Origin of the sequence: Brevibacillus panacihumi W25 (assembly GCF_000503775.1) — a bacterium.
Taxonomy (GTDB): Bacteria; Bacillota; Bacilli; order Brevibacillales; family Brevibacillaceae; genus Brevibacillus; species Brevibacillus panacihumi_A.
This window is the reverse complement of the sequence record NZ_KI629782.1, coordinates 2,233,579-2,258,799: the sequence shown is the minus strand read 5'-3', so window position 1 is coordinate 2,258,799 and position 25,221 is coordinate 2,233,579. Positions and strand designations below refer to the sequence as shown.

At 53.1% G+C, this 25,221-nt stretch carries 28 protein-coding genes (1 of these 28 only partly in view); 25 read left to right on the top strand and 3 right to left on the bottom strand.

Features of this window, described 5'->3' with window-relative positions; all coding sequences use genetic code 11:
* Positions 1 to 85 precede the first annotated feature (85 nt).
* The 8 genes from T458_RS40080 to T458_RS40045 all read left to right on the top strand — a co-directional run bounded on the left by T458_RS40080 (position 86) and on the right by T458_RS40045 (position 6,302).
* Positions 86 to 385, top strand: a complete 300-nt coding sequence (locus T458_RS40080; RefSeq protein ID WP_023556676.1) for a CopG family ribbon-helix-helix protein — start codon at positions 86 to 88, stop codon at positions 383 to 385.
* 3 nt (positions 386 to 388) lie between these two features.
* Positions 389 to 739 carry a type II toxin-antitoxin system PemK/MazF family toxin gene (locus T458_RS40075; protein WP_023556675.1) on the top strand — a complete coding sequence of 117 codons (351 nt, stop codon included), beginning with the start codon at positions 389 to 391 and terminating at the stop codon, positions 737 to 739.
* A 233-nt stretch (positions 740 to 972) separates the two neighbouring features.
* Complete coding sequence (locus T458_RS40070; RefSeq protein WP_031305711.1) at positions 973 to 1,389, top strand: anti-sigma regulatory factor; 417 nt, start codon at positions 973 to 975, stop codon at positions 1,387 to 1,389.
* Between the two features lie 21 nt (positions 1,390 to 1,410).
* Entirely contained in the window at positions 1,411 to 2,409 is a 999-nt protein-coding gene (locus T458_RS40065) for a PP2C family protein-serine/threonine phosphatase (protein WP_023556673.1), read from the top strand.
* Positions 2,410 to 2,432: 23 nt separating this feature from the next.
* The gene (locus T458_RS40060; protein ID WP_023556672.1) at positions 2,433 to 2,756 is read left to right on the top strand and encodes an anti-sigma factor antagonist; all 324 of its coding nucleotides are present in this window, start codon (positions 2,433 to 2,435) and stop codon (positions 2,754 to 2,756) included.
* Positions 2,756 to 3,253, top strand: a complete 498-nt coding sequence (gene rsbW / locus T458_RS40055; protein ID WP_023556671.1) for an anti-sigma B factor RsbW — start codon at positions 2,756 to 2,758, stop codon at positions 3,251 to 3,253. Before T458_RS40060 ends, rsbW begins: the two co-directional genes overlap by 1 nt.
* The gene (gene sigB / locus T458_RS40050; RefSeq protein WP_023556670.1) at positions 3,222 to 4,022 is read left to right on the top strand and encodes an RNA polymerase sigma factor SigB; all 801 of its coding nucleotides are present in this window, start codon (positions 3,222 to 3,224) and stop codon (positions 4,020 to 4,022) included. Before rsbW ends, sigB begins: the two co-directional genes overlap by 32 nt.
* A 111-nt stretch (positions 4,023 to 4,133) precedes the next feature.
* A complete protein-coding gene (locus tag T458_RS40045; RefSeq protein WP_023556669.1) occupies positions 4,134 to 6,302 on the top strand; it encodes a Tex family protein in 2,169 nt (722 codons plus the stop codon).
* Between the two features lie 16 nt (positions 6,303 to 6,318).
* Here T458_RS40045 and cmpA read toward each other — a convergent pair whose 3' ends face one another.
* On the bottom strand, positions 6,319 to 6,441 hold the full coding sequence (cmpA, locus tag T458_RS56910; RefSeq protein ID WP_023556668.1) for a cortex morphogenetic protein CmpA: 123 nt from the start codon (positions 6,439 to 6,441) through the stop codon (positions 6,319 to 6,321).
* A 151-nt stretch (positions 6,442 to 6,592) separates the two neighbouring features.
* Between cmpA and T458_RS40040 the strand changes: the two genes are divergently transcribed.
* From T458_RS40040 to T458_RS40010, 7 genes are all read left to right on the top strand, one after another.
* Complete coding sequence (locus tag T458_RS40040; protein WP_023556667.1) at positions 6,593 to 7,066, top strand: SprT family protein; 474 nt, start codon at positions 6,593 to 6,595, stop codon at positions 7,064 to 7,066.
* A gap of 68 nt (positions 7,067 to 7,134) precedes the next feature.
* On the top strand, positions 7,135 to 8,148 hold the full coding sequence (gene thiL, locus T458_RS40035; protein WP_023556666.1) for a thiamine-phosphate kinase: 1,014 nt from the start codon (positions 7,135 to 7,137) through the stop codon (positions 8,146 to 8,148).
* A gap of 5 nt (positions 8,149 to 8,153) precedes the next feature.
* The gene (gene tsaE / locus T458_RS40030) at positions 8,154 to 8,624 is read left to right on the top strand and encodes a tRNA (adenosine(37)-N6)-threonylcarbamoyltransferase complex ATPase subunit type 1 TsaE (RefSeq protein WP_031305709.1); all 471 of its coding nucleotides are present in this window, start codon (positions 8,154 to 8,156) and stop codon (positions 8,622 to 8,624) included.
* Complete coding sequence (gene tsaB, locus T458_RS40025; RefSeq protein WP_023556664.1) at positions 8,605 to 9,327, top strand: tRNA (adenosine(37)-N6)-threonylcarbamoyltransferase complex dimerization subunit type 1 TsaB; 723 nt, start codon at positions 8,605 to 8,607, stop codon at positions 9,325 to 9,327. Before tsaE ends, tsaB begins: the two co-directional genes overlap by 20 nt.
* A 4-nt stretch (positions 9,328 to 9,331) precedes the next feature.
* The gene (rimI, locus tag T458_RS40020) at positions 9,332 to 9,790 is read left to right on the top strand and encodes a ribosomal protein S18-alanine N-acetyltransferase (RefSeq protein WP_023556663.1); all 459 of its coding nucleotides are present in this window, start codon (positions 9,332 to 9,334) and stop codon (positions 9,788 to 9,790) included.
* Positions 9,787 to 10,869 carry a tRNA (adenosine(37)-N6)-threonylcarbamoyltransferase complex transferase subunit TsaD gene (gene tsaD, locus T458_RS40015; protein WP_023556662.1) on the top strand — a complete coding sequence of 361 codons (1,083 nt, stop codon included), beginning with the start codon at positions 9,787 to 9,789 and terminating at the stop codon, positions 10,867 to 10,869. The genes rimI and tsaD overlap by 4 nt, the downstream gene beginning before the upstream one ends.
* 238 nt (positions 10,870 to 11,107) lie before the next feature.
* A complete protein-coding gene (locus T458_RS40010) occupies positions 11,108 to 13,372 on the top strand; it encodes a hypothetical protein (RefSeq protein WP_023556661.1) in 2,265 nt (754 codons plus the stop codon).
* Between the two features lie 3 nt (positions 13,373 to 13,375).
* Here the strand turns inward: T458_RS40010 and T458_RS40005 are convergent, their stop codons facing one another.
* Positions 13,376 to 15,307 carry an ABC-F family ATP-binding cassette domain-containing protein gene (locus tag T458_RS40005; protein ID WP_023556660.1) on the bottom strand — a complete coding sequence of 644 codons (1,932 nt, stop codon included), beginning with the start codon at positions 15,305 to 15,307 and terminating at the stop codon, positions 13,376 to 13,378.
* A gap of 86 nt (positions 15,308 to 15,393) precedes the next feature.
* On the opposite strand from T458_RS40005, the gene T458_RS40000 reads away from it, so the two are divergent.
* From T458_RS40000 to T458_RS39975, 6 genes are all read left to right on the top strand, one after another.
* On the top strand, positions 15,394 to 15,960 hold the full coding sequence (locus tag T458_RS40000; RefSeq protein WP_023556659.1) for a 5-formyltetrahydrofolate cyclo-ligase: 567 nt from the start codon (positions 15,394 to 15,396) through the stop codon (positions 15,958 to 15,960).
* 99 nt (positions 15,961 to 16,059) lie between these two features.
* Positions 16,060 to 16,575: a MogA/MoaB family molybdenum cofactor biosynthesis protein gene (locus tag T458_RS39995; protein WP_023556658.1), complete on the top strand. Its 516-nt coding sequence runs from the start codon at positions 16,060 to 16,062 to the stop codon at positions 16,573 to 16,575.
* The gene (locus T458_RS39990) at positions 16,569 to 17,570 is read left to right on the top strand and encodes a molybdopterin-binding protein (protein ID WP_023556657.1); all 1,002 of its coding nucleotides are present in this window, start codon (positions 16,569 to 16,571) and stop codon (positions 17,568 to 17,570) included. Before T458_RS39995 ends, T458_RS39990 begins: the two co-directional genes overlap by 7 nt.
* A 41-nt stretch (positions 17,571 to 17,611) precedes the next feature.
* A complete protein-coding gene (gene tatA, locus T458_RS39985; RefSeq protein ID WP_023556656.1) occupies positions 17,612 to 18,004 on the top strand; it encodes a twin-arginine translocase TatA/TatE family subunit in 393 nt (130 codons plus the stop codon).
* An 18-nt stretch (positions 18,005 to 18,022) separates the two neighbouring features.
* Entirely contained in the window at positions 18,023 to 18,808 is a 786-nt protein-coding gene (gene tatC, locus T458_RS39980; protein WP_023556655.1) for a twin-arginine translocase subunit TatC, read from the top strand.
* A gap of 90 nt (positions 18,809 to 18,898) precedes the next feature.
* Positions 18,899 to 19,372: a hypothetical protein gene (locus T458_RS39975; protein WP_023556654.1), complete on the top strand. Its 474-nt coding sequence runs from the start codon at positions 18,899 to 18,901 to the stop codon at positions 19,370 to 19,372.
* A gap of 30 nt (positions 19,373 to 19,402) precedes the next feature.
* Here T458_RS39975 and T458_RS39970 read toward each other — a convergent pair whose 3' ends face one another.
* On the bottom strand, positions 19,403 to 20,764 hold the full coding sequence (locus T458_RS39970; RefSeq protein ID WP_023556653.1) for a CAP domain-containing protein: 1,362 nt from the start codon (positions 20,762 to 20,764) through the stop codon (positions 19,403 to 19,405).
* 260 nt (positions 20,765 to 21,024) lie between these two features.
* On the opposite strand from T458_RS39970, the gene groES reads away from it, so the two are divergent.
* From groES to T458_RS39950, 4 genes are all read left to right on the top strand, one after another.
* Entirely contained in the window at positions 21,025 to 21,309 is a 285-nt protein-coding gene (gene groES, locus T458_RS39965) for a co-chaperone GroES (protein WP_023556652.1), read from the top strand.
* 59 nt (positions 21,310 to 21,368) lie between these two features.
* Positions 21,369 to 23,000 carry a chaperonin GroEL gene (gene groL, locus T458_RS39960; protein ID WP_023556651.1) on the top strand — a complete coding sequence of 544 codons (1,632 nt, stop codon included), beginning with the start codon at positions 21,369 to 21,371 and terminating at the stop codon, positions 22,998 to 23,000.
* 154 nt (positions 23,001 to 23,154) lie between these two features.
* A complete protein-coding gene (locus tag T458_RS39955) occupies positions 23,155 to 24,510 on the top strand; it encodes an ABC transporter substrate-binding protein (RefSeq protein ID WP_023556650.1) in 1,356 nt (451 codons plus the stop codon).
* A gap of 89 nt (positions 24,511 to 24,599) precedes the next feature.
* On the top strand, positions 24,600 to 25,221 hold the 5' portion of the coding sequence (locus T458_RS39950) for a carbohydrate ABC transporter permease (protein ID WP_023556649.1). 338 nt of this gene lie beyond the right edge of the window; 622 of the gene's 960 nt are visible here — the first part of the coding sequence; its start codon is at positions 24,600 to 24,602; its stop codon lies beyond the right edge, outside the window.

Here is a 25,221-nt window from a genome sequence, read left to right as displayed (position 1 = left end):
TTTTTGCAATGGTTTCGACATAATGGTATTGTTCATACTGGCACAAGTCAGTATCTAACAAGCATAACGGATGGAAGTTACGGTCATGGTTGGAGGTGGATTTGTCTTGTCGAAGTCTAACACGAAACGCATCATGATCAGTTTGCCACGTCACTTGCTCCAGGAAGTGGATGGCGTTATTGAAAAGGAAAATTCCAATCGCAGCGAGTTTATTCGCCAGGCGATGCACCTTTATCTGAAGGAGCGCAAAAAACGCACAATCCGTGAAACGATGCAAAAAGGGTATATGGAGATGGCGAAGATCAATCTAAAAATGGCATCGGAGGCATTTGGCGCTGAAGAAGAGGCTGACCATACTCTTGTCCGCTTAGTTAGCGGGGTGTGACCAGTGATTGTCAAACGTGGCGATGTGTTTTTCGCGGACCTGTCACCGGTCGTTGGCTCTGAGCAAGGAGGCGTGCGGCCTGTTTTAGTCATTCAGAACGACATTGGAAATCGATTCAGTCCGACGGTCATCGTCGCCGCCATCACGGCGCAGATTCAAAAGGCAAAATTGCCGACGCATGTAGAGATTGACGCAAAATTATATGGATTTGATCGTGACTCCGTCATTCTGTTGGAACAAATTCGAACCATTGACAAACAACGACTGACCGACAAGATTACCCATCTTGATGATGAGATGATGGATCGAGTCAATGAATCCCTGCAAATCAGTCTGGGACTCATTGATTTTTAAGGATAAATCAGTCGCGCGTGTAGAAAAACCACTTGGATGCGTGCGGATCGAGTGGTTTTTTGGCGTGCCTGTCGAATGCATGGTATTTCAGGAAGAGATGATTTCCTCATTGGGGAGGAAAATTCCCCTTCTGTAGCGAATCTGTCTGATAGTGAATATTAGACAAAAAGTGACATGATTTGCTAATCATTCCGCGAATCAGAAAAGAAATCGGGAAGAAGCGGAAGGGGTTCGTGGTTGTGGCAGCGTCTAATCCTGAAACAATCCGTATTGAGAGAGAGAACGATATTGTAACAGCCAGACACATCGGACGAAATATGTCAAAAGAGCTGGGATTTGGCGCGATTATGCAATCCCGTATCGCTACATCCATTTCGGAACTGGCGCGCAACATCTTCTTGTATGCAGGATCAGGCACCATCACGATTGCGATAGTCGAGCGAGAAGGAAAAAAGGGCTTGCAAATCACAGCAATCGATGAAGGGCCGGGCATTCCTGACATACGAAAAGCTTTGGAAGACGGCTATACCACATCGGGCGCGCTTGGAGCCGGCTTGCCAGGTGTGCAGCGCATGATGGACTGCTTTGATATAGAGAGCGCTCCCGGAAAAGGGACTCGCGTAGACGTGATCAAGTGGTTTGAGCAGTAGCAAGAGAGGTGGAACGCAGGTATGACCCGGAGGCTGGAAGAAGAATATGTTCAAATCCTCCGGGATTACTTGAACAGCCAAGAAGAAGACGAGCTGTACGGAGCGCAGAAACTGGGGAAGTGGCTGTTGCTCAAGGATATATCCCCTGAGGAACTGGTAGATTTGCATAGCAGGGCTTTGGAGAGCGTCGAAGAAGTGCCGGAATTTGTTCGTGCATCTTTTCGCATGTTGACAGAAGTGATGATCGAATACGGGAATGCGCATCGTTCCCTGCAAAGCTGGAGAAACAAGCATGCACAGCTGCAGTCGGAAGTGGAAATCGCATCCGCCATGCAGCAAAGCCTGTTGCCCCAGACCATACCGACGTACCCCGGCGTGGAGATTGGCGTCGTCAGCATCGCAGCGAATGGGATGTCGGGTGACTACTATGATTTCATGCACTTCAGCGGACATCGCTTCAGCCTGACCATCGGGGATATTACGGGAAAAGGGATTCCAGCTGCCATGTGCATGTCCATGCTGAAATACGCAGTCGACAGTTTGGGGGAAATCCAGCTTGGACCGAACCAAATGCTTCGCCACCTCAATCGGGTCGTAGAGCGAAACATCGATCCCAGCATGTTTGTAACGATGCTGTTTGGCTGCTACGATACGAACCATCACTGCTTCCGCTATGCCGTAGCTGGACACGAACCAGGCTTTCTTTACCGAGCGCGGGAGGGGAAATTTTACGATCTGGAGGGAAGAGGCATCGCGCTGGGGATTTCTGCTGACAGCACCTATGTAGAGCATGAAGTTGCCCTGCAGACCGGGGACGTCTTGATTCTTTTGACAGATGGCGTGACGGAGAGCAAAAAAGGACGCTCCTACCTGGTGCGTGAAGATTTGGTCGGCTTTTTGCAAAACGAAGTGGACAAGCCGGCTCAACTCATGGCGGATGAGATCTACCGCAGGCTCATGATGCTTGCTCAGTTTGAGCAGCGTGACGACTACACCATGATCGTGCTGCGCAGAACCTGAGTACAGACAGGGAGGAATTTCAGATGGATCTGACTATCCAGACAATCAGCGAAGAGACGGAGCATCAGGTAATTCTGGGGGGAGAGATCGACGCCTACACCTGCCCCAAGGTAAAAGAGAGATTGCTATCTCTGCTTGAGGCGGGAGCGACGAGGCTTACGGTCGATTTGAAAGCAGTCGAATATATGGACAGCACAGGGATTGGCATGTTTGTCGCCTTAATGAAGGCATGCAAGCGTTCGGGTTGCTCCTTTTTTGTGGAAAACCTGTCCGAACGGGTGGAACGACTGTTCCGGATTACAGGTTTCTATGACCTCATTGCCATTCGCAAAGGAGAGGAAGCGTAATGGCATCCAATCAACCTGCTGTTGACGTGATTTCATTAACCTTGCCCAATCGGGTTGAGTATTTGGGGGTAGCCCGCTTGCTCGTGTCGGGTGTGGCGAATCGGATGGGCTTCTCCTACGAGGAGATCGAGGATATTAAATTGGCAGTAGGAGAGGCGTGCACGAATGCAGTAGAGCACGCGTACGAGTCCGAGGACGGGACCTACTCGCTGCACCTGGTCTGTCATGTCTATGAGGATCGGCTCTTGATTGAAGTATCGGACCAGGGGAAGGGCTTTTCCATCGAAGATGCACAGCAGCAGCGGACGACGCCCCTTATGGAAGTTATGGAAGAGGATGAGCTCGAAGAGGGGGGACTGGGCTTGTTCTTGATACAGGCTTTGATGGACGAGGTTGTTTTCCATACGGGCGCAGGCGTCTCGGTCTCCATGACGAAGTATCTACGGCGAGATGGGGTGGCTGGTGATGACCGGACAATCTCGAAAAATCAAATATAGCCGCGAGGAAGGGAAGGAACTCCTGCTGCGGTATCAAGAGACGGGAGAGCCTGATTTGCAGGAACAGCTTGTCGAGATCTATACGCCGATGGTCGAGACACTCGCAAAAAAGTTTCTGCGCAGTCAAATCATGTACGAGGATCTGGTGCAGGTAGGCATGATTGGTTTGCTCTCCTCTTTTCGCCGTTATGATTCCTCCTTTGAGAGAAGCTTTGAGAGTTTCGCAATCCCCACCATTGTAGGAGAGATCAAACGATTCATCCGGGACAAGACCTGGAGTGTGCATGTGCCTCGAAGAGTAAAGGAGTTAAGCCCCAAGATCAAACGAGTGGTAGACGAGCTGACGGTCCAGATGCAATGCTCCCCACAGATCGCGGATATTGCCCGGTATCTGGGTGTGACCGAGGAAGATGTGCTGGAAACCTTGGAGATGGGCCGCAGTTACCACGCGCTTTCTATGGACAGCGAGCTTGAGGCGGACAGCGAAGGGAATACCATTTCTCTGTTTGACCTGGTCGGGGAGCAGGAAGAGGGGTATGGGCGCGTTGAGCGGCACTTGACGATTGATCATGCTCTGTATGTATTGGATCCCCGAGAAAGAGAAATCATTCAGTTAACTTTTTATCAAAATCTCAGCCAGAAACAAGCGGGAGATCTGCTAGGCATGTCACAGATGCACGTCTCACGGCTGCAGCGCAGAGCATTAAGCAAGCTGCGGGAAGCATTGAAATGGGATCAGACACAGCCAATATCAGCGAGAACCAGGTAGGGTGTCAGCAGGCACCTTTTTTGTTTTTGACCCATTTTCTGGAGAGATGGGCAAGTATGGTACAATAACGTAAAAAGAGTGACAAAACGGTCATGTTTGCAGGAGGAATGTATGGAGCTAACGTTGCTGATTCAGACAATTGCCCAGGATACGGGTGTCAAACCTCATCAGGCAGAGCGCACCATCGCTTTGCTGGACGAGGGCAATACGGTGCCGTTTATCGCTCGTTACCGCAAAGAGATGACGGGCCAATTGGATGAAACGCAGATTCGGGCGATTGAAGAGCGGCTTCGCTATTTGCGCAATTTGTCTGTACGCAAGGAAGAGGTCCTGCGGCTGATCGAGGAGCAGGGAAAACTGACGGATGAGCTGAAGACAGCGATCGAACGAGCGGTGAAGCTGCAGGAGGTAGAGGATCTGTACCGCCCCTACAAGCAAAAGCGCCGCACCCGTGCGACGATGGCCAAGGAAAAAGGGCTGGAGCCGCTCGCCCAGTATTTGTTGGCATTGCCAAAGTCGGGGGAGCTTGAGCAGGAAGCGTCTGCATATATCGATCCCGAAAAAGGCGTCCAGTCGGCAGAGGAGGCGCTCCAAGGCGCGATGGACATTGTGGCTGAGCACATTGCTGACGACCCTGAGATCAGGCAGTGGATTCGCAAACAGACCCTGCAAAAAGGCCAGCTGCTGTCTGAGCAAAAGGCCGAGGAGGCCGACGAGAAAAACGTCTATCAAATGTACTATGCCTATAGCGAGCCTGTGAAAAAAGTGGTGCCGCATCGTGTGCTGGCGATCAACCGCGGGGAGAGCGAAGGCATTTTAAAGGTGACGGTGGAAGCGCCGGTGGCGGATATTCTGGCTTGGGTGGAGCGAAGGGTCATTCGGCAGGAGACCATCGCCCGCGCTCTGCTGCAGCGTACGATCGAGGATGCATACAAACGGCTGATCGCCCCTTCCGTGGAGCGGGAAGTGCGCACAGAACTGACCGAGGCGGCAGAAGAGCAGGCGATTCACATATTTTCCGAAAATCTGCGCAATCTGCTGCTGCAGCCGCCTGTTAAGGGAAAAGTGGTCCTGGGAGTCGACCCGGCCTATCGTACGGGCTGCAAGCTGGCCGTCGTGGATGAGACAGGCAAGCTGTTGGAGGTGGCGGTCATCTACCCGACACCGCCAGCGAACAAGGTGGCGGAAGCCTCTGCCAAAGTGAAGCAGCTCATCGCAGCATATGGTGTGACATTGATCGCGATTGGCAATGGAACCGCGTCGCGCGAGACCGAGCAGTTTATCGCTTCCGTGCTCAAGGAATTGAAGCAGCCAATCCATTACTTGATCGTCAACGAAGCGGGGGCTTCTGTCTATTCGGCCTCCCAACTGGCGAAGGAGGAATTCCCTGATCTGGACGTGGCAGAGCGCAGTGCCGCCTCGATTGCGCGCAGATTGCAGGATCCTTTGGCAGAGTTGGTAAAAATCGACCCTAAATCCGTAGGCGTCGGTCAATACCAACACGATGTCTCCCAATCCCGACTGGAGGATAGCCTCCAATTCGTCGTAGAATCGGCGGTTAACCACGTCGGGGTGGATGTCAATACGGCTTCCGCATCGCTTCTCCAGTATGTCTCCGGCATCAGCCGCCAGGTAGCCGGAAACATCGTCAAGAAGCGGGAGGAAATCGGCAAATTCACTTCGCGCGCACAACTGAAGGAAGTACCGCGTCTGGGTGCCAAAACGTATGAGCAATGTATCGGATTTTTGCGGATCGCGGATGGCAGCAATCCTTTGGACAAGACACCGATTCACCCAGAGTCCTACGATGCTACGTACAAGCTGCTCGACATGCTGGGGATCTCTCCGCAGGATATCGGTAGCGAAGCGTGCCGGGAGCGGCTGCAATCCCTTGATATAGCTAAGACCGCCGAAAATCTGGGCATCGGGGAGCCGACCTTGCAAGACATGGTGGAGAGCTTGCTGCGTCCCGGACGAGATCCACGCGACGAACTGCCTAAACCGCTGTTGCGCAGCGATGTCTTGCAGTTGTCTGACTTGAGTGCCGGGCTGAAGCTGCAAGGGACGGTACGCAATGTCGTGGACTTCGGAGCCTTTGTCGACATCGGGTTGAAAAATGACGGGCTGGTGCACATCTCGCGGTTGAAAAAAGGGTTCGTCAAGCATCCGCTGGACGTCGTCACAGTCGGGGATATTGTGGATGTCTGGGTCGTGGAGATCGACGAGAAGCGGCAGCGTGTGGGCCTGACCATGATTGCACCGGATGAGGCAGGCAAATAAAAAAGGCGGCGTCCTGTTATTGCGGACGACCACCATGTTTTTCCCAGTATAAGAACCAACAGCTGTTCAGCAGGCGAATCTGGCGAATGTCCTTCCCGATGAAGGCACGCTGCAGCTGCCTGCGCATCCATTGTGGCATGAAGGTACCTCCTGGAGTTATTCGTCTATTGGCAATGTATGCGCCGGACGAACAGGAGGTACCTATTATTTCGTAAAAGCGTAATCTTCGTTCAAAAACGATTCGGGCAGCAACGATCTTGCAGCCCAGGGCAGGAAGGCTGGGACGGGAGATGACCGATCAGGAATTGCAAAAATTGGTGGAGGAGATCTCAAGCCGTTTTTTCGGTGTGGCTTTTCGCCATCAGGCTCGCTTCAATGGACGCTTGCGCACGACGGGGGGACGTTACCTGCTTCGCACCCATGACATCGAAATCAATCCGCGGCATCTGCAGGAGCATGGGGAAGAAGAATTGGTGGGAATCATCAAGCACGAGCTTTGTCATTACCACCTGCATCTTGCCAAGAGAGGCTATCGCCATGCAGATCGGGATTTTCAGCTATTGCTGCAGCAAGTGGGAGGAAGCAGGTATTGTCAGCAGGTGGGGAATGGCAGAACGCAGCTCCCGTATCGCTACGAGCTTCTTTGCCAATCCTGCGGCATGAGCTACAAGCGCAAAAGAAAGATGAATCCCAACCGCTATCGCTGCGGGCGCTGCAGCGGGAAGCTGACCCTTCGCGAGCTGCAGCCGGCCAAGCTGGATTAGGGTTTCTTGCGTCTCTTTGGAAGGCAACGTTATAATGAACTGACTATGCAGCAAAGGAGAGCTGAAAGGTGGCTCATGATGAATTTTCCTTGATCCGGCAATGGACGAGCCGTTCGAACGGACAAGAAGGTGACGGCCTGACTGTCGGGATTGGAGATGATGCTGCCGTTTTTAGCCCCACACCAGAGACGGAAGTCGTGGCATGCTGTGATGCGATGGTAGAGACGGTCCATTTCTTAAGAGAGACGATGAAACCAGCTGACATCGGTTACAAGGCGGTGATTAGCAACATCAGCGACATTGCTGCCATGGGCGGGATCGCTCGTTACGCCCTGGTCAGCATTGCGGTTTCGCCTAGTTATACGGATGAAGAGTACAGCCAACTATACGATGGCATCTACGAGGCATGCGAGCAGTATGGCGTTCGCGTAATCGGCGGAGATACGGTCTCTTCTCCCAAGTCGCTGCATTTAGCTGTAACGGTACTGGGCGAGGTGGAAAAAGGGCGCGCGATTTGTCGTTCCCAAGCCTTGCCGGGGCAGCTTGTGTTTGTGACCGGGCATGTCGGCAGTTCTGCTGCCGGTCTGCACTTGCTGCTGGCGAAAAAGGAGCCGGAAGAGAAGTGGCTGCCTTTGGCGGAGGCGCATCAACGCCCCTCAGCCCAAATTCAGGCAGGGCGATTGCTCCAGGCTTCAGGCGCGTGCGGAGCATTGAACGATGTCAGCGACGGGTTGGCATCCGAGTTGTGGGAAATCGCCGAGGCAAGTGACGTGACGATCCACATCGATGCTGAATGCATCCCGATCCGGGAGGAAGTTCTCGCCTATGCCCGAATTGCTAGCAAGGAGCCGCTGGACTGGGCATTGTACGGCGGGGAAGACTATCAGTTGGTCGGCACCGTGTCTCGAGACGGTCTTGCTGCCCTTTCACAGCAGTTTGCCGAACTAAGCATTCCGTTTACGGTGATTGGCTGTGTGGAAGGAATTGGTAAAAGTGTTCTGATCACACGTGATGGCCAGCAGATGACGCTGAACAAGGCGGGCTTCAATCACTTTGTCCATGTGGAAGAGAAGAAAGGATGACGGCGATGGCGTACAAGTGGACGCTCGCAGGAGTAGAGCAGACCCAGAATTTTGCCGAACGGCTTGCTGCTTTTTTGCAGCCTGGTGACCTGTTGGCGCTGGAAGGTGATCTGGGAGCGGGCAAAACAACGTTTACGCAAGGGCTGGCACGAGGTTTGGGAGTGCGGAATGTGGTGAACAGTCCGACCTTTACGATCATAAAAGAGTATCAGGGGCGCTTGCCGTTGTATCATATGGATGTGTACCGGGTGGGCGACGATGTCGATTCACTCGGCTTGGACGATTATTTTTTTGGAGAAGGCGTTTGCGTGGTGGAGTGGGCATCCTTGATCGAGGATGTCTTGCCGCAGGAGCGTTTGACGATATTCCTGCGCACGGCTGGCGACGAGCAGCGATTGATCGAGCTGGTGCCGCAAGGAGATCGCTACGTGAGATTGTGTGAGGAGATTGATTTTGATGCGCGTACTGGCGATTGATACATCCAATCTGGTATTAAGTGTGGCCGTCGTGGAGGAAGAACGCGTCCTGGCAGAGACGACGACCAATCAGCAGAAAAACCATTCCGTTCGGATGATGGATGCGATCAGCGAGCTGTTGGACGCTACCAACACCTCTCCGGAGGAACTGAGCGGCATCGGCGTCGCAATTGGTCCCGGATCGTATACGGGCGTGCGGATCGGGGTAGCTTCTGCGAAGAGCATCGCCTGGTCCTTGAACTTGCCGGTCGTAGGCGTCAGCAGTCTCCAGGCAGTCGCCATGAATGCGCTTGGCTTCGCGGATTTGATCGTTCCCTTGTTTGATGCCAGACGCGGGCAGGTCTACACGGGCTGCTATGCCTCGCGAGGGCTGGATAGCCTCGACATGCTGGAAAAAGAGCGGATTATCCTTTTGCAAGAGTGGTTGCCGCTCCTGCGTGATCGTGCTGGCGGCAGGTCGATTCTCTTTCTGGGCGAAGATGTGCGGATGCACCGGCAGACTATCGAGCAGGTCTTGGGGGAGCAGGCCCTGTTTGCCTCCCCGGCGTTCAACCATCCTCGTGCAGCGCATATTGGCTACCTGGCGATGCAAAGGCTGCAGGAGGGCACAGATGCCCATGCACTGGTACCGGAATATCTCCAGTTGGCAGAGGCAGAAGCGAAATGGCTGGCACAAAAGCAGGAGGGTTCGGTAAAGGAGTGATCGCATGGATCAACCGATAGAGTTGGGATTCCGTTTTATGACACTGGCGGACGTCGGAGCCGTCACCGAGCTGGAACGCTTGGCGTTTACCACTCCCTGGCCGCATGATGCCTTTGTCAATGAATTGACGAAAAATCCGAATGCGCGATATGTCGTAGCGCTGCATCAGAACAAGGTCATTGCCTACTGCGGGATGTGGATTATCATCGATGAGGCTCATATCACGAATGTAGCCGTCCACCCCTCGTATCGGGGCAAGAAGATCGGGCTTCGGCTGATGCAAAAAATGATGGGCGTCGCGATGATGTTTGGAGCGAAAAGCATGACGCTGGAGGTGCGGCCTTCGAATACGGTCGCTCGCAATATGTACGTCAAGCTGGGTTTTACGGAACAAGGGATTAGAAAACGATATTATTCGGATAACAATGAGGACGCAATCATTATGTGGGTGACATTGCAATGAACAGGACAAACCAATCGCGCTACGAACAGCGCGTCATGCAGGCCTATCAGGCACACAAACAGTCGGGAGGCCCGACTTATATTCTGGGAATTGAGACGAGCTGCGATGAAACGTCGGCTTCGGTCGTCCGGGACGGTCGCGAAGTTTTGTCCAATGTGATTGCCTCCCAGGCGGATATTCACAAGCGCTTCGGCGGCGTCGTGCCAGAAGTGGCTTCCAGACGCCACGTGGAGAATATTACGCTGACGATCGAGGAAGCTCTGCGCGATGCCAACAAGACGCTCGATGAGATCCACGCTATCGCCGTTACCTATGGACCGGGCCTGGTAGGAGCCCTGCTTGTAGGTGTGGCGGCTGCCAAAGCAATCTCTCTGGCGCGCGGCATTCCGTTGATCGGGGTTCATCATATCGCTGGACATATTTACGCGAATCGTTTGGTCGAAGAGATGGATTTCCCGCTGATCGCCCTCGTCGTTTCCGGCGGCCATACGGAATTGGTGTGGATGAAGGGACACGGTCAGTTTGAAATTCTGGGCGAGACGAGAGACGATGCCGCTGGCGAGGCTTACGACAAGGTGGCTCGTGCGCTCAACATGCCGTATCCCGGCGGCCCGCACATCGATCGGCTCGCCCACGAGGGAGAAGCGAATGTCCCGCTCCCTCGCTCCTGGCTGGAACCGGATTCCTATGATTTCAGCTTCAGCGGCTTGAAGTCCGCTGTTCTCAATACCCTGCATAATGCGGCGCAGCGCGGGGAGACGATCCAACCTGCCAATCTGGCTGCAAGCTTCCAGGACTCGGTGACAGAGGTTCTGGTCGAAAAAACACTGCGCGCAGTTCGGGAGTTCGGGGCGAAGCAGGTGTTGCTGGCAGGTGGCGTGGCGGCAAATAGGGGTTTGCGGGAAAGACTGCAAGGCCGCTGTCAGCAGGAAGGCATTCCGCTTGTCATTCCGCCGCTCTCGCTTTGTACGGACAATGCCGCCATGATCGCGGCGGCAGGATATATCCGTTATGAAAAAGGTGAATTTGCCGGGCTTGATCTGAACGGAGTTCCGGGTTTATCGCTTTCGGAGCAGTAAGCAAACGAGTCAACAAGTTCCAATCAGCAAGCAGGTCTTTTTCCATGATGGGTTCTCATGGAGAAGGACCTTTTCTTTTATCCACAGAAGTTGAATAACTTATGCGTCTGTCTCGAGCTCCCCCTGTGAATACTGGTGATAACTATAAAAAATGACCGGGAAAATAGCCCGGTCCCTGTGGATTATTCTGTGGAATATGTGGATAAGACAGGCAGTGTTATCAACAGGAGGGAGCAAAGTGAAAAGAAAATGCCTCATTTTTCTGTCAGTATTGTTGCTGTTGACCATGGTCCCAAAATCAGAAGCGCGTCAAACAGCACAAGGTCCGCAGGTGATACTCCTGTTTTTCGAAGGGATGTCTTTTGCCGATCTGGAAAGATGGCGCACCTATCCACATGTGGACAGGTGGCTGGAACAGGCAGGGATCGGGGCATTGTCGGTCCGACCACCAGGTGCGCGTACGGCGGCCAATACGTATCTTTTGATGGGGAGCGGCTCGCAAGCGCTGTACACGGAGCGCAGCGGTACCGCCTATGAGCGGGAGGAAATCATGCAAGGCAATCAGACGGCGGGTGCATGGGCGGCAAAGCTTGGGCTTGATCCGGCAGGCGCCCAAATTGTCTTTCCGGGTATTTTCCGGCTTCATGCGGAGAATCGGGACAAGCCGTACACGTCGCAAATCGGTCTTTTGGGCAGTACGCTTGCAGCCCATCAGATCCCGGTGACAGCATACGGGTCCGGAGATTACGAGGACGTCCGGCAGCGGCATGCCATTCTTTTTGCCATGGATGAGCTTGGACGCGTGCCCCATGGCGACCTGCAAGTACGGACAACCTCATCCACCGAGGGCTACCCCGATGGAATCCGAACCCATTACGAGAAACTGTTAAAGAGTATCACGGCGAATGCAAATCATAGCGCCGGGTTGATCACAGTACAACTGGCAGATCTGGCCCGCCTGTATCAGCTGGCTGATGATATGGAACCGGATCAGTTTGAACGCTCCTACGATCGCATCATGCGGGATTGGTCGGCCTTCTTGGATCAACTCTTGTCAGCGCGAACGGAAAATCAGACTGTCATGGTGGTCACGCCAGCGGTACATGCCCAGGCCTCTCAGGAAAAAAAGCTGTTGCCGCCCATTCTGGTGTGGCGAAATACAGAAAGCGGCCTGCTCACCTCGGCGACCACCAGACAGCCGGGGCTGGTGAGCGGACTCGATATTCTGCCAACGCTGATGACTTGGCTGCAAGTGCCGCAGCCAAAGGGGCTGGCTGGACACACGCTGCGCATCCAGGATAGTGGAACAGATATTGCTTCGTTCATTCAGAAGGTGGACGGAATTCACCATACCTATGCGACGCGTTCCTCTGTGCTGTACACCTACGTGATGCTGCAGATGATCACGCTCGCTGGCGCGGTCGTACTCTGGCTGTGGGGAAGGAAACGTGGCGTGGGAGAGGGGGGAGAGAAGCTTCGACGTGGGATGCGTCTCGCTCTCTTGGCTATGCTCTGGTTCCCCTTTTTGCTGCTGGTCGAGGCGGCTTTGACCTGGCAGGCAGCGGGAGTCGTCGCATTGGGAGCTTTGATTATGACCTCCTTGCTGCTCGCTTTTCTGATGGAGGCTCTTCCGTTGTCTCGAACAGTAGCCATCGTTTGCGGTTTAACGGTGGGCAGTCTGCTGTTGGACGGATGGGCGGGGGCAACGTTGATGCGTCAGTCCTACCTTGGATATGACCCGGTCATTGGTGCCCGCTTCTACGGATTAGGGAATGAGTACGAAGGAGTATTGATCGGCAGCACGATACTTCTGGTCGCGGCTTTGTACCAAATCGACCGTCGACGGGAAAAGCGGCAGGGTTGGAGCCGTCAGGTGATCCCGATGTTTTCGGCGCTGCTGTTCGCGATTGTGCTGTATTATATGGTGGCTCCTCATTTGGGGACGGACGCGGGCGGCTTTTTAGCCGGACTGATCGGATTTTTTGTTGCCGGGTCACGGCTCTCGGGATGGAAGCTGGGAAAAAAAGGCCTCCTGCTTCTGGCAGGCGGCCTCGTGAGTGGTGTGCTGGTATTGATAGTGGGCAGTCTGTTGACGGATCAGCCCCTGACGCATGTGGGGCGAGTATCGCAGCAGATCGTCTCTGGCGATTGGGCACAGGTGGCCCAGATGCTGGAACGAAAGCTGGAGATGAATATCCGCTTGATTCGCGTCTCGATCTGGAGCAAGGTGTTCGTCGTCTCGCTCCTCGTGCTCGGCGTGCTGTCCTTGCGAAATGATCGCTTTTTGGGGCATTTGGCACAAGACTACCCGCATCTGGTCAAAGGCTTTGCTGGGGTGATCGCCGGCTCGCTCGCAGGCTTGGTCTTGAATGATTCCGGCATCGTGACGGCTGCGACCTGCATCATGTTTATGGTCGTCCCGGCGCTCTACGCTGCGCTGGGAGCTCCAGACGAGTCAGCCATGCAGACGGAGGGGGCGAATAGCCGGGAGGTCGGCGACTGAACGCTAATCACCGGAAAGCTGGCTCCACTCGTTATATAGCAGCTCCAGCTCTTCCTTCGCCGCTTGGATCTGATCATTGCGTTCCTTGGCGAGAAGATGGTCGCTGTAGACTTCCGGTAGACACAGCTCTTCTTCCCATTTGCTGATGTCATTTTCCCGCTTCTGGATCGTCTCTTCGAGTTCTTCCAGGCGGCGCTGACGCTGACGCTCGCGCCGCTTGGCCTCTTTATCAAGCTCATAGGATGATTTTTCCGCCTGGACGGGAGCCGCTCCCGTCTTTTTGTTTGGCTGTGCCATCTGCTCTGCCGCCAGCTCGGCTAGTTCCTGTTTCTTTTCCACGAAGTAGTCGTAATTGCCGAGATAGCTCGTCACGCCAGTTGGCGCCAGCTCCAGCACGCGGCTGGCTATCTTGTTCAGAAAGTAGCGGTCATGGGAGACGAACAGGATCGTGCCCGGATATTCGTCCAGGGCATTTTCCAGGACCTCCTTGCTGTAGATGTCCAGGTGGTTGGTCGGCTCGTCAAAGATCAGGAAATTGGCTTGCTTGAGCATCAGCTTGGCCAATGAGACGCGTGCCCGCTCGCCGCCGGACAAGTCAGAGATCTTCTTCTGCACATCGTCGCCACTGAACAGGAAATTGCCCAAAAGAGTGCGGACGTCTTTCTCCAGCATTTGCGGATATTCATCCCAGATTTCCCCGAGTACGGTACTGCGCTCATTGAGGTTGCGATGCTCCTGGTCGTAGTACCCGATGGTGACATTGCTTCCGAAGGAGATTTCGCCCCTCAAGGCAGGCAGCTGGGAGACGATGGTTTTGAGCAGCGTGGATTTGCCGATTCCATTGGGACCCACCAGTGCGACCCGCTCTTCCCGCTCGAGCTCAAAGGTAAGGCCTTGCGAAAGGATCGCGTCAGGATAGCCGATCGCGACATTGCTTGCCTTCATGACGACATTTCCGCTCATTTTGGCAACTTCGAAGGAGAAATTGACCGCCTTGTTTTTGGTGATGGGCTTGTCCAATCTCTCCATCTTCTCCAAAGTCTTGCGGCGGCTCTGCGCCCGCTTGGTTGTCGTAGCCCGGGCGATGTTGCGCGCGATGAAGTCCTCCAGCTTGGCGATCTCCTCCTGCTGTTTGTCGAAGCGCTTCAGATCCTGCTCCAGTCGCGCTGCCTTCTGGTCGAGAAACTGGCTGTAGTTGCCGACGTACCGGGTAGCCCGCGTCCGTTCGATTTCATAGACGACAGTCACCAGCTTATCCAGGAAGTAGCGGTCATGGGAGACGACGAGAATCGCGCCCTGGTAGTTTTGCAAGTAGCTCTCCAGCCAGGTCAGGGTCTCAATGTCCAGGTAGTTGGTAGGCTCGTCTAGCAGAAGGATCGTAGGGGATTGCAGAAGCAGCTTCGCCAGGGCCAAACGCGTCTTTTGACCGCCGCTAAGCGTTCGGATCGGCGTCTGGTAATCCATGTCGGCAAAGCGCAAGCCGTGCAGCACACCACGGATGGAACCCTCGTAGCTGTACCCGCCTCTTTCCTTGAAAGCCTCTGCACGATGGGCGTAATCTTCCATGATTTGCTGGTATCTTTTGGCGTCAGCGATCACGTTTGGATCGCCCATTTTAGCCTCCAGCTCGCGCAATTCCCGCTCTTCTTTTTGCAGATGGGTAAATACGCTGAGCATCTCATCCCAGATCGAACGCTCCGATTCCAGGCCGCCATTTTGCGCTAGGTAGCCGATGGAGACGTCCTTGGGGATGCGGACGGTTCCGCTGTCGTAGCTCAACTCACCCGCCAGAATTTTCATCAAGGTCGATTTGCCCGCGCCGTTGACACCGACCAATCCGACGCGTTCTCCTGTTTGAACTTGCAGGGATATGTCTTGTAAAATGGTTTCGACCCCATAGGTTTTTTCTATATGTTCTGCTTGCAGCAAGATCATTTCATTCACCTCTTTGTCAACTATGTTCAAGTGTAGCCCAGAGAGCGCTAACTGGACAACCCTGTGGGGCATGGGGAGGAAGAGACATGGAGAAAAAAGAGCTTCGTCACCACGTATTGCAGAAAAGAAACGCGCTATCCCAAGAACAGCGTGAACGTTTTTCCAGGCAAGCCTGCCATGAGCTGCTCCAATGTGACCGGCTGTCGCAAGCGAAGGTCGTGATGGCATTTCATCCCTTTGGAGAGGAACTGGATATTTTGCCTTTTCTGGAGGAGGCCAGGGAGCGAGGCGTGGAAATCTGGCTGCCGTTGACGGTTCCGTCCCAAAGGCGCTTGGTTCCCTATCGCTACGATGGACCTCAGATGTTGAAGCAAGGGGTATACGGGATATGGGAGCCCAATCCCGATCTGGCAGAAGAGGGAGATTGCAGCAGACTGGACGCGATTCTGGTACCGGGGGTTGCCTTTGACAGACGTGGGGGAAGAATGGGGTATGGAGGCGGCTATTACGATCGCTTTCTGGCAGCCTTGCAGCACCGTCCTTTTTTGGTTGGTATATGCTTCTCGATACAGGTCGTCGATCAGGTGCCGATGGAGCCCCATGACATCCGGCTGGATGCGCTTGTCACGGAAAAGGGTTTTTATCATTCGTGAAGGTTTTGTGTCAGGCTTGCTCTTTTCGGGCCTTGCTATCTACAGCGGGAACAAAAAAGTGTACAATACTAACATTGAAGAAACGAAAGGTTGGTAGCTGTGGGGAAATGGAAGGTAGGCGTAATTTCGGCTAGTGACTCTATTGCGACTGGTGAACGGGAGGATGATCGCATCCCGATCATTCGCCAATTGACACGTGAATGGTTACAGGTGGACGTAGCGGTATACCGCGCAGTTTCTGACGATATGGAAGACTTGAAGGAAAATATGATTGAGCTGGTCGACAGGGAAAAATGCGACTTGCTGATTGTCACGGGAGGAACAGGTCTGAGTCCCCGTGATGTGACCCCGGAAGTGACGGCATGGGTGATTGACAGACCTGTACCGGGTCTGGCGGAGGAGATGCGCCGGGCTGGACTGCAACAATCCCGCCGTGCTATGCTGACACGTGCCGTTGCAGGCACGCGCGGCAACTCGCTGATTGTAAATCTTCCAGGAAATCCCAAGGGTGTAGGGATTTGCTTTAATGCCATTGGAGACATGCTTTCCGATGCTTTGCATATTCTGCAAGGGACGGGTGAAGCCAATGAGGATTGGGGAGGATTGGGTTGGTAGAAAAACCTAAGATGAGGGAAGTGCCTGTACGTGAGGCCATCGGCATGATGCTTCCTCACGATATGACGCAAATTCTCCCTGGAGAGTTTAAAGGGCGCTTGTTCAAAAAAGGGCATATCGTCACAGCAGAAGACATCGAACCATTGCTGTCCATCGGAAAAGAACACATCTACGTGCTGGACATGCCGGAAGGATTCATTCACGAGGAAGAAGCAGGGGTGCGCATCGCCCAGGCTGTATCGGGGCAAGGCTTGACACTGACGGAGCCGTACGAAGGCAAGGTGTCCATGAAAGCGGTCTGGCAGGGACTGGCGAAAATCAACGAACAAGCGGTTCATGCGTTGAATGCGCTCGAGGGCATCGCCTTTTCCACCATCTACGGCGATCAGGTAGTGAAGCAGGGAGATACTTTGGCAGCGACCCGAATCATTCCGTTGATCATCGAAGAAGCGAGAATCGCGGAATTGGAGAAGCTCGCCAGCTCGTTTGAGCATCCGATCGTAGAAGTGAAGCCGTTCCAGAAAAAACGCATTGGACTGGTTACGACAGGCGGCGAGGTATTTTCCGGCAGGATTGCCGACAAGTTCGGTCCGGTCATCCGCTCCAAGGTAGAAGCTCTAGGTTCGGAAGTGGTCGAGCAACGTTTTGCACCAGACGACAAAGAAGCCATTGAGCGGGAGATCAAGTGGTTTTTGGAGCAGGGAGTCGATCTCGTACTGGCGACAGGCGGCATGTCCGTCGATCCGGACGACCGGACTCCTGGCGCGATAGCAGGTGTCGGCGCACAAATCGTTCGCTATGGCACTCCGATGCTGCCTGGCTCGATGCTCTTAGTGGCATATCATGGCGAGATTCCGATCCTGGGACTTCCCGGAGCGGTCATGCATGAGCCTTTTACATCCTTTGATGTATTCTTGCCGCGCATCCTGGCAGGCGAAAAAATTGAGCAACCAGATATGACCCGCTTGGGATACGGCGGTTTACGCAAGTGTTAGCTGGTTAGACTGGCATATAAGAGGAAAAGGAGTGAAACGCGATGAGTACGATTGGAATTCCTGGTTTAATTCTTATTTTGGTATTAGCACTCGTATTATTTGGCCCCAAAAAGCTTCCTGAGTTGGGCCGGGCAGTAGGTCATACCTTGAAAGAGTTCAAGAACGCGACTCGCAGCCTGACCAGCGACGATGAGGAAGAGGAAGACAAGGAAAAGGGAAAAACAAAGGAGCTGTCTGCCAAGACGACAACGGCTGCCTCCGCTCCGTCTGCGGATAAGACAACGGCTGCTGCTGCAGATCAGGAAGCCATAGACCGCGAACGAATTGAGCGTGAAGTGCGCGAGCGTATCGAGCGTGAACGCATCGAGAAGGAGATTCGCGAAAAGCTGGAGCAGGAACGACTGCAACTTGAAAAAGAACAGCACAAAGCGTAATTGGGTAAGGTGGTTGCCATGACCGATCAGGAAATGACAGTGGTTGAACATCTGACAGAGTTGCGCAAGCGAATCATCTGGGTGTTGGCCGTATTTGTAGTGGCGTTGATCGTGGGCTTCTTTTTGGCAGGACCGCTTATCGAATACCTGAAGCAGCAGCCAATAGCCGACGGTGTTCCGATTATTTCCCTGCATCCCTCGGACGCGCTGCGTGTATACATGCAGGTGGCGGTGCTGGTGGGGATTGTCGTGGTTTTGCCGGTTGCCCTGTATCATATCTGGCGTTTTGTCTCTCCGGGTCTGCGGGAGACCGAGCGGCGTGGAACGCTGTATTTTATCCCTGCTGCTTTTTTCCTCTTTGTCGCAGGAATCTTGTTTGGCTACTATGTTGTGTTTCCGATGCTGATGCAGTTCATGTCCAATTTGACAGGCAGCATGGGGGTAAATCCCAACTACGGCATCGGGGAATTTTTCAGCTTTATGTTCAATATGGTCTTGCCGTTCGGGGTTTTGTTCCAGCTGCCGATCATCGTGATGTTCCTCACGCGGCTGCGAATTCTCAACCCAGCGAGGTTGTCCAAGCTGCGGCGGTACGCTTATTTTCTCCTGACAGTCATCGGTGTTACGCTGTCTCCGCCTGATATTATGAGCGATGTATTGGTGACGGTTCCTTTGATTGTGCTGTATGAGATCAGCACCTGGCTGTCACGAATCGTCTACCGCAAGCAGCTGAAGAAGGATGAAGAGTGGGAAAAGGAATACCGCGCCCAAACAGATGAAGTCAGCAGTCAAGGTGAAGCTTAAGTCCTCCGAGAGTGGGGACTTTTTTTATTGGCCACGTTTTACCTTTTCGCACCCGGATATACTAATACGGTATGAAAAGGGAGGTGCGCAATGATTCGGTGGATTCTTTGTGCGGCCCTGCTCCTCTTTCCTTTTCCGGCTGAGGCAGCAGCGGCACAACCGACAGAACAGAGTGTTCAGGCTGAGCGAGTAGAATTGTTTGATACAGACAAACAGCAAGTCGTCAGGACCTTCCCCAATTCTTCGGCTTTTCAGCAGCAGGCGCAGCGCATCCTCGATAGTGTGAGCGGTCGTGTATTGGACCTGAACCCTTCGCTGGAGAATGCCATGATCGTGAAAATTCCCTTGGCTCCCCCCAAGCGCTTGGTGCATCAGGCATCCAATCTGGATACTCAGATTACCGCCATGTTCGTCATCATGCCGAAGTCGGGTGGACGCCAGCCGTGGCTGATTTTGCATACCAAACAAGAGGAGACGGTCGTGGTCGAGTTTTCCGCAAAGGTGGATGCAATACGTGAACAGCTTCATTTGCCAAAGGTAGAAAAAGGACCCCGGCGTCCTTGAGAGGGAAGCCGGGTTCGTGGTTGTGGCGGCTTATTTCGGCAACGTGAGAAAGGCTTGCGTGAAATAATCCGTGACGACGCCTACACCGAGCTGCATAAAGCCTTTTTCCAGCACGTTCTTGCGGTGGCCGGGACTGTTCATCCAGCTCTCATGCGCTTCGATGGCATCCGGGTAGCCAGCCGCTATGTTTTCCCCGGCCATGGTGTAGCGGATGTTTGCCTGCTTCAAACGGGCAAAGGGGTCCAGGCCGGTCGTAGCAGAAATATGGTCGAAAAAGTCATTTGCCATCATATCCTGACTATGTTGGCGTGCGACTTCTGCGGCGCCTTCATGCCAGGAAAGCGCAGGAAGCTTGTATCGATAACGGACGACGTTGACCAGGTCGAGCAATTGGCGTTCATTGGCGGCGTTGACCAGTTCCCGTTGCTTGATTGTCAGGGGAGGAGGATCGAAGTTGGGAGCTTTGCCTGTGTAGGTCCATTTGGTTTCATAAAAGCCGCCGCGCAGCAGCATTTGGGTGTTGATCATCCGCAAAGCCGTCACTTTGTCGCTGTTTTGCTTGTCGAGGTAGAAGATCAAGGGTGTTCCGTCTTTAAGAATCAGCGGACGCTGCTGCTTCTGATTGGTGATCTGGATGTTTGCCCCCATGTAGGAAAAGGTGACGACATTTTGCAGGGAATGCTTGCTCGTAAGCGATTTTAGACTGGCTCCGATGCCGGTGCCGCCAAGTTTTGCCGTCGGTGCATTCGAGTAGAGATCGACGACCTGATCCCCGGCGATGCCGATCTGCAGATATTTCGACAAATCCTTGTTGTAGACCCACCATTGATAGCCCAAGCTGCTAGGTTCTGTACGATTGGGTTCACCGAGTATGCTTTTTACCTGTTGGGCTGACATGCCAAGTTTGATTCCGAAGAGGTGATAATCTGTGTCTGCTTCAGCAGGAGCTGCGGCTTTGGGTGCGGCAGGGAGATTGCTTGTGCTTGCACTTGCGGCAACGGCAACAGGCTCTGATGGAGCCGTTTGAGGCGGGACCGCAGGCTTGATCGCCACGGCGCCTGCCTCCGCAGCTGGCGCGGCAGGAGCTGCCGGTGCTTGTCCGACCCAGGCCATCGATGTATGCGGGTCCCAGCCGACGGGCTTGTCCAGCCATTCCCCTACCATGGAGAGCGGAACGTAAAGATTTCCTTGATATTCAATGGTAGCGGGCGGGGCATTATCGCCTTTTGACGGATGTTTGGCTTCTGGAATCGCAAGCGGCTGACCATCCCAGTAGACGGCTTTGGCTGAATTGACATTTACCTGGATCGGGGAAGGAGTGTCTGCTGAAAAGAGACGGCTGATTCCGAAGAACACAAGCGCTATCACACCAAGTAAAAACCAATTTCGCATGTTTTGGGTCCCTCCTTGGACGTCTTGACTACACTCTATGCTTGATTATATGAGCCGGAATGTTTGCTAGAACCTCTTTGCTAGAAAATCGCTTCCTGCTAGAGAGAGTTGAGAGATCAGATAGATGGAAAAATGTGAGGGAAACCACTTGCAAAGTAAAAGGTGATTCATTATTATAGGAATTGGGTGTTAGCACTCGATCAAGTTGAGTGCTAACAACAAACTTTCTTAACCTACATTTTTTGAGGAGGGTGTTTTTAGTGCTGAAGCCATTGGGTGACCGTGTGGTAATCGAAGCTATCTCCAAAGACGAAACGACCGCTAGCGGGATCGTTCTGCCTGACACGGCAAAGGAAAAACCGCAAGAAGGCCGCGTTATCGCTGTAGGCTCCGGTCGTGTTGCTGACAACGGCGAGCGTATCGCGTTGGAAGTAAAAGAAGGCGATAAGGTGATTTTCTCCAAGTATGCCGGCACTGAAGTGAAAGTGGATAACAAAGAATATCTGGTGCTTCGCGAATCCGATATCCTCGCGATCGTCGGCTAATTCGTTCCTTCACATAGGATACCGTTAGGAAAACACATAAAGCAGGAGGTAGAGAATCGATGGCAAAACAAATCAAGTTCTCTGAAGACGCTCGCCGCTCAATGCTCCGCGGTGTGGAAACATTGGCAAACGCGGTAAAAGTAACACTTGGTCCAAAAGGACGCAACGTGGTACTGGAGAAAAAATTCGGCTCCCCGCTGATCACCAATGACGGTGTGACCATCGCGAAGGAAATCGAGCTGGAAGATGCTTACGAAAACATGGGTGCGCAACTCGTAAAAGAAGTAGCCACCAAAACAAACGACATCGCGGGTGACGGTACAACCACTGCAACTGTTCTGGCTGCTGCCATGATCCGTGAAGGTCTGAAAAACGTAACAGCTGGTGCTAACCCGATGGTAATCCGTCGCGGTATGGAAAAAGCTGTTCGTGCTGCAGTAGAAGAAATCAAATCCATCGCGAAGCCGGTTGAGAACAAATCCTCGATCGCTCAAGTTGCGGCTATCTCCGCTGACGATCAAGAGGTTGGAAACCTGATCGCTGAAGCAATGGAAAAAGTGGGCAAAGACGGCGTTATCACCGTTGAAGAGTCCAAAGGTTTCGCAACTGAGTTGGAAGTTGTAGAAGGTATGCAGTTTGACCGCGGCTACGCTTCCCCTTACATGATCACTGACACTGACAAGATGGAAGCGGTTCTGAACAACCCTTACATCCTGATCACCGATAAAAAAATCTCCAACATCCAGGAAGTTCTGCCTGTACTGGAGCAAGTGGTACAAAGCGGCAAACCTCTCCTGATCATCGCGGAAGACGTAGAAGGCGAAGCGCTGGCTACTCTCGTGGTGAACAAACTGCGCGGTACCTTCACAGCGGTAGCTGTTAAAGCTCCTGGCTTTGGCGACCGCCGCAAAGCAATGCTGCAAGACATCGCTGCACTGACTGGCGGCGAAGTGATCACAGAAGAGCTGGGTCTGGATCTGAAATCCACCAAGCTGGAACAATTGGGCCGCGCTGGCAAAGTCGTGGTTACCAAAGAAAACACCACTGTTGTGGAAGGTGCTGGCGACAAGGCTGCGATCGAAAGCCGCGTAGCACAAATCCGTCAACAAATCGAAGACACCACTTCCGAATTCGACCGCGAAAAACTGCAAGAGCGTCTGGCTAAACTGGCTGGCGGCGTAGCGGTTGTAAAAGTGGGTGCTGCAACTGAAACCGAACTGAAAGAGAAAAAACTCCGCATCGAAGACGCACTCAACTCTACTCGTGCAGCAGTAGAAGAGGGTATCGTACCTGGCGGTGGTACTACATTGATCAACGTGATCAAAGCAGTAGCCGCTCTGGACGTAGATGGCGAAGAGGCAGTAGGGGCACAAATCGTCCTCCGCGCTCTGGAAGAGCCAGTACGTCAAATCGCTGCGAACGCAGGGCTGGAAGGCTCTGTTATCGTAGAGCGTCTGAAAAACGAACCAGTAGGCATCGGCTTCAACGCTGCTACCGAAGAGTATGTGAACATGCTCGAGGCTGGTATCGTGGATGCTGCGAAAGTAACTCGTTCCGCACTCTCCAACGCAGCATCTGTAGCGGCTATGTTCCTGACTACAGAAGCGGTGATCGCGGACAAACCAGAAGAAAACAAAGCGCCTATGGGCATGCCAGACATGGGTGGCATGGGCGGCATGGGCATGATGTAAGAAACGGTGCCAAAACCGTTTCACGAAGAGGCAGACGAAGAGTCTGTCTCTTTTTTTCTATTAATGATCTGAAAATTTTGAACAAATTAGTTGAAAAAATATTTCCTGAATTATTATAATATTATAAAATATTGCTACATGAAGCGTTACACAGATGAGCAAGCAACAAATAGCGAAGGTGGAGGCGATTGTAACGGTGAGACGTATGGGGGTTTGGTTGTTTAGCGCTGTACTGATGCTGGTTTTATCAGCATGCAGCAGCGGCACTTCGACATCTGCTCCAGGGGAACAGAATGCTGCACAGCCACAGCAGCAGCCCGCAGCAGAAGAGGCCAAGAAGGATCCAGTGGAGCTGGTGATGTATAGCTGGCGTCCAGAGGACAAGGAGGCTTATGGGAAATTCATCAGCGAATTTGAAAAGCAGCACGAACACATCAAAGTAAAGTTTCGTTCCTTTAAATCCACGGAGTACAATACGATCCTGACCAACTCGCTTACCTCCGGGACTGGTGTGGACATCGTCCAGCTTCGGCCGTATTCAGGAGCCACTTCCGTCGCCGACGCCGGCTATCTGCTGCCGATCGACGATGCCAAAGGGGTCAAAGACATTCCGCAATCCTATCTGGATGCAGCGCGTGGCTCGGACAACAAGGTATACGGTGTACCACTATCCATTAATTCTGCAGTCATTTTCTACAACAAGCAGCTTTTTGAAGAGAACAACTTGCAGCCGCCGACGACATGGGATGAGCTGTTGCAGGTTTCCCAGGCTTTGCAGCAAAAGGGAATCGTTCCGATCGCTCAAGCAGGCAAGGCTGCGTACCTGCTCTCCATTGCTCACAGTGTTCTCGGGCCAAGCGCTTATGGCGGCGAAGAATACGTGCAAAAGCTTCTTACCGGCGAGATCAATCTGACGGATGCAGCCTTCAAGGAGTCCATCAAGCGGATGAAGGACCTCGAACCGTATTTCCCGCCTGACTTCATTGCGATTGATGACAAGGATGCCCAGGCCCTGTTCTATACCGGCAAAGCCGCGATGTACATCAATGGCAGCTACCGTTTGGAGACGTTTGAGAAGCAGAACCCGGGCATGCCGATCGACATCCTCCCTGCTCTGGCAAAAGAGAAGGGCGGAGAAACCCCGATGATCAACTGGGTGGACGGCTCCTACGGCATTGCCAAGGCGACCAAGCATCCGGAAGAGGCGAAGCTGTTCATCGAGTTTTTGGCATCCAAGGAGTTTGGGCAGATGTTTAGTGATGATTTAAACCGACTGAGTGCGATTCCCGGCGTAACGCCTAAGCATCCGCTGGTGCAAAAAATGACCCAGCTCAGCGAGAAGAGCATGACCAGTTATATGATGCTGGTTCACTTCGGAGAAGGTACTCCAACCACTAAAACGACCTTTGAGGACTCGCTGCAGGGCTTGTATATCAATAAGCTGACGGTTGATCAAGTGGCCGAAGCGGCCCAGGCCTCCGCGGACAAGTGGTTTAAGCCCAAGAAGTAGCAAGGAAGAGCAAGTGACAGCAAGTGGAGCGATACAGTCAGGCTTCATCGCTTGACTGTATCTGCTCGTATAAGGAGGGATTGAGCCGAATGCCTGTACTGGAGAAAACGACGGAGATTCAGCCAAAGACGTCCAAGCGAAAAAGAACCAATTGGAAAAAGCATCTGGTGCACTTGTTTTTGCTTCCCGCGCTTCTCTTTTATGTGTGGTTTCAGGTCTATCCGATATTTTCAGCGTTTTTAAACAGTTTTTTTGAGTGGAACGGGTTGCGCCGAGGCGAGTTCATCGGGCTCGGGAATTTTGTCCGGCTTTTTACGGAAGCGCCGTTTGAGGAGACGTTTTATCGCGCCCTTGGCCACAACGTCATCTTCTTCATAGGGACGGTGTTGGCAAAATTGATTGTCGCCTTTCTGCTCGCTTTATTGATCAACAGCAAAATTCGCGGCAAAGAGTTTTTCAAAACGGTTCTCTTTTTACCGAAGCTGCTCTCCGTCATTGTAGTCGGTTTCCTGTTCAGCTTGATCTTGAACCCGACTTACGGAGCATTGAATACATTTTTGCGTTTTATCGGACTGGAGGAGTTGGCGCGCCCCTGGCTGGGTGACCCCAATACGGCGCTGTATACCATTATCCTCGTAAATGGCTGGTATGGGCTGGGCTTTGCGGTGCTTATTTTCCTCGCTGGTCTGCAGGCGATTCCGTCGGAGATTT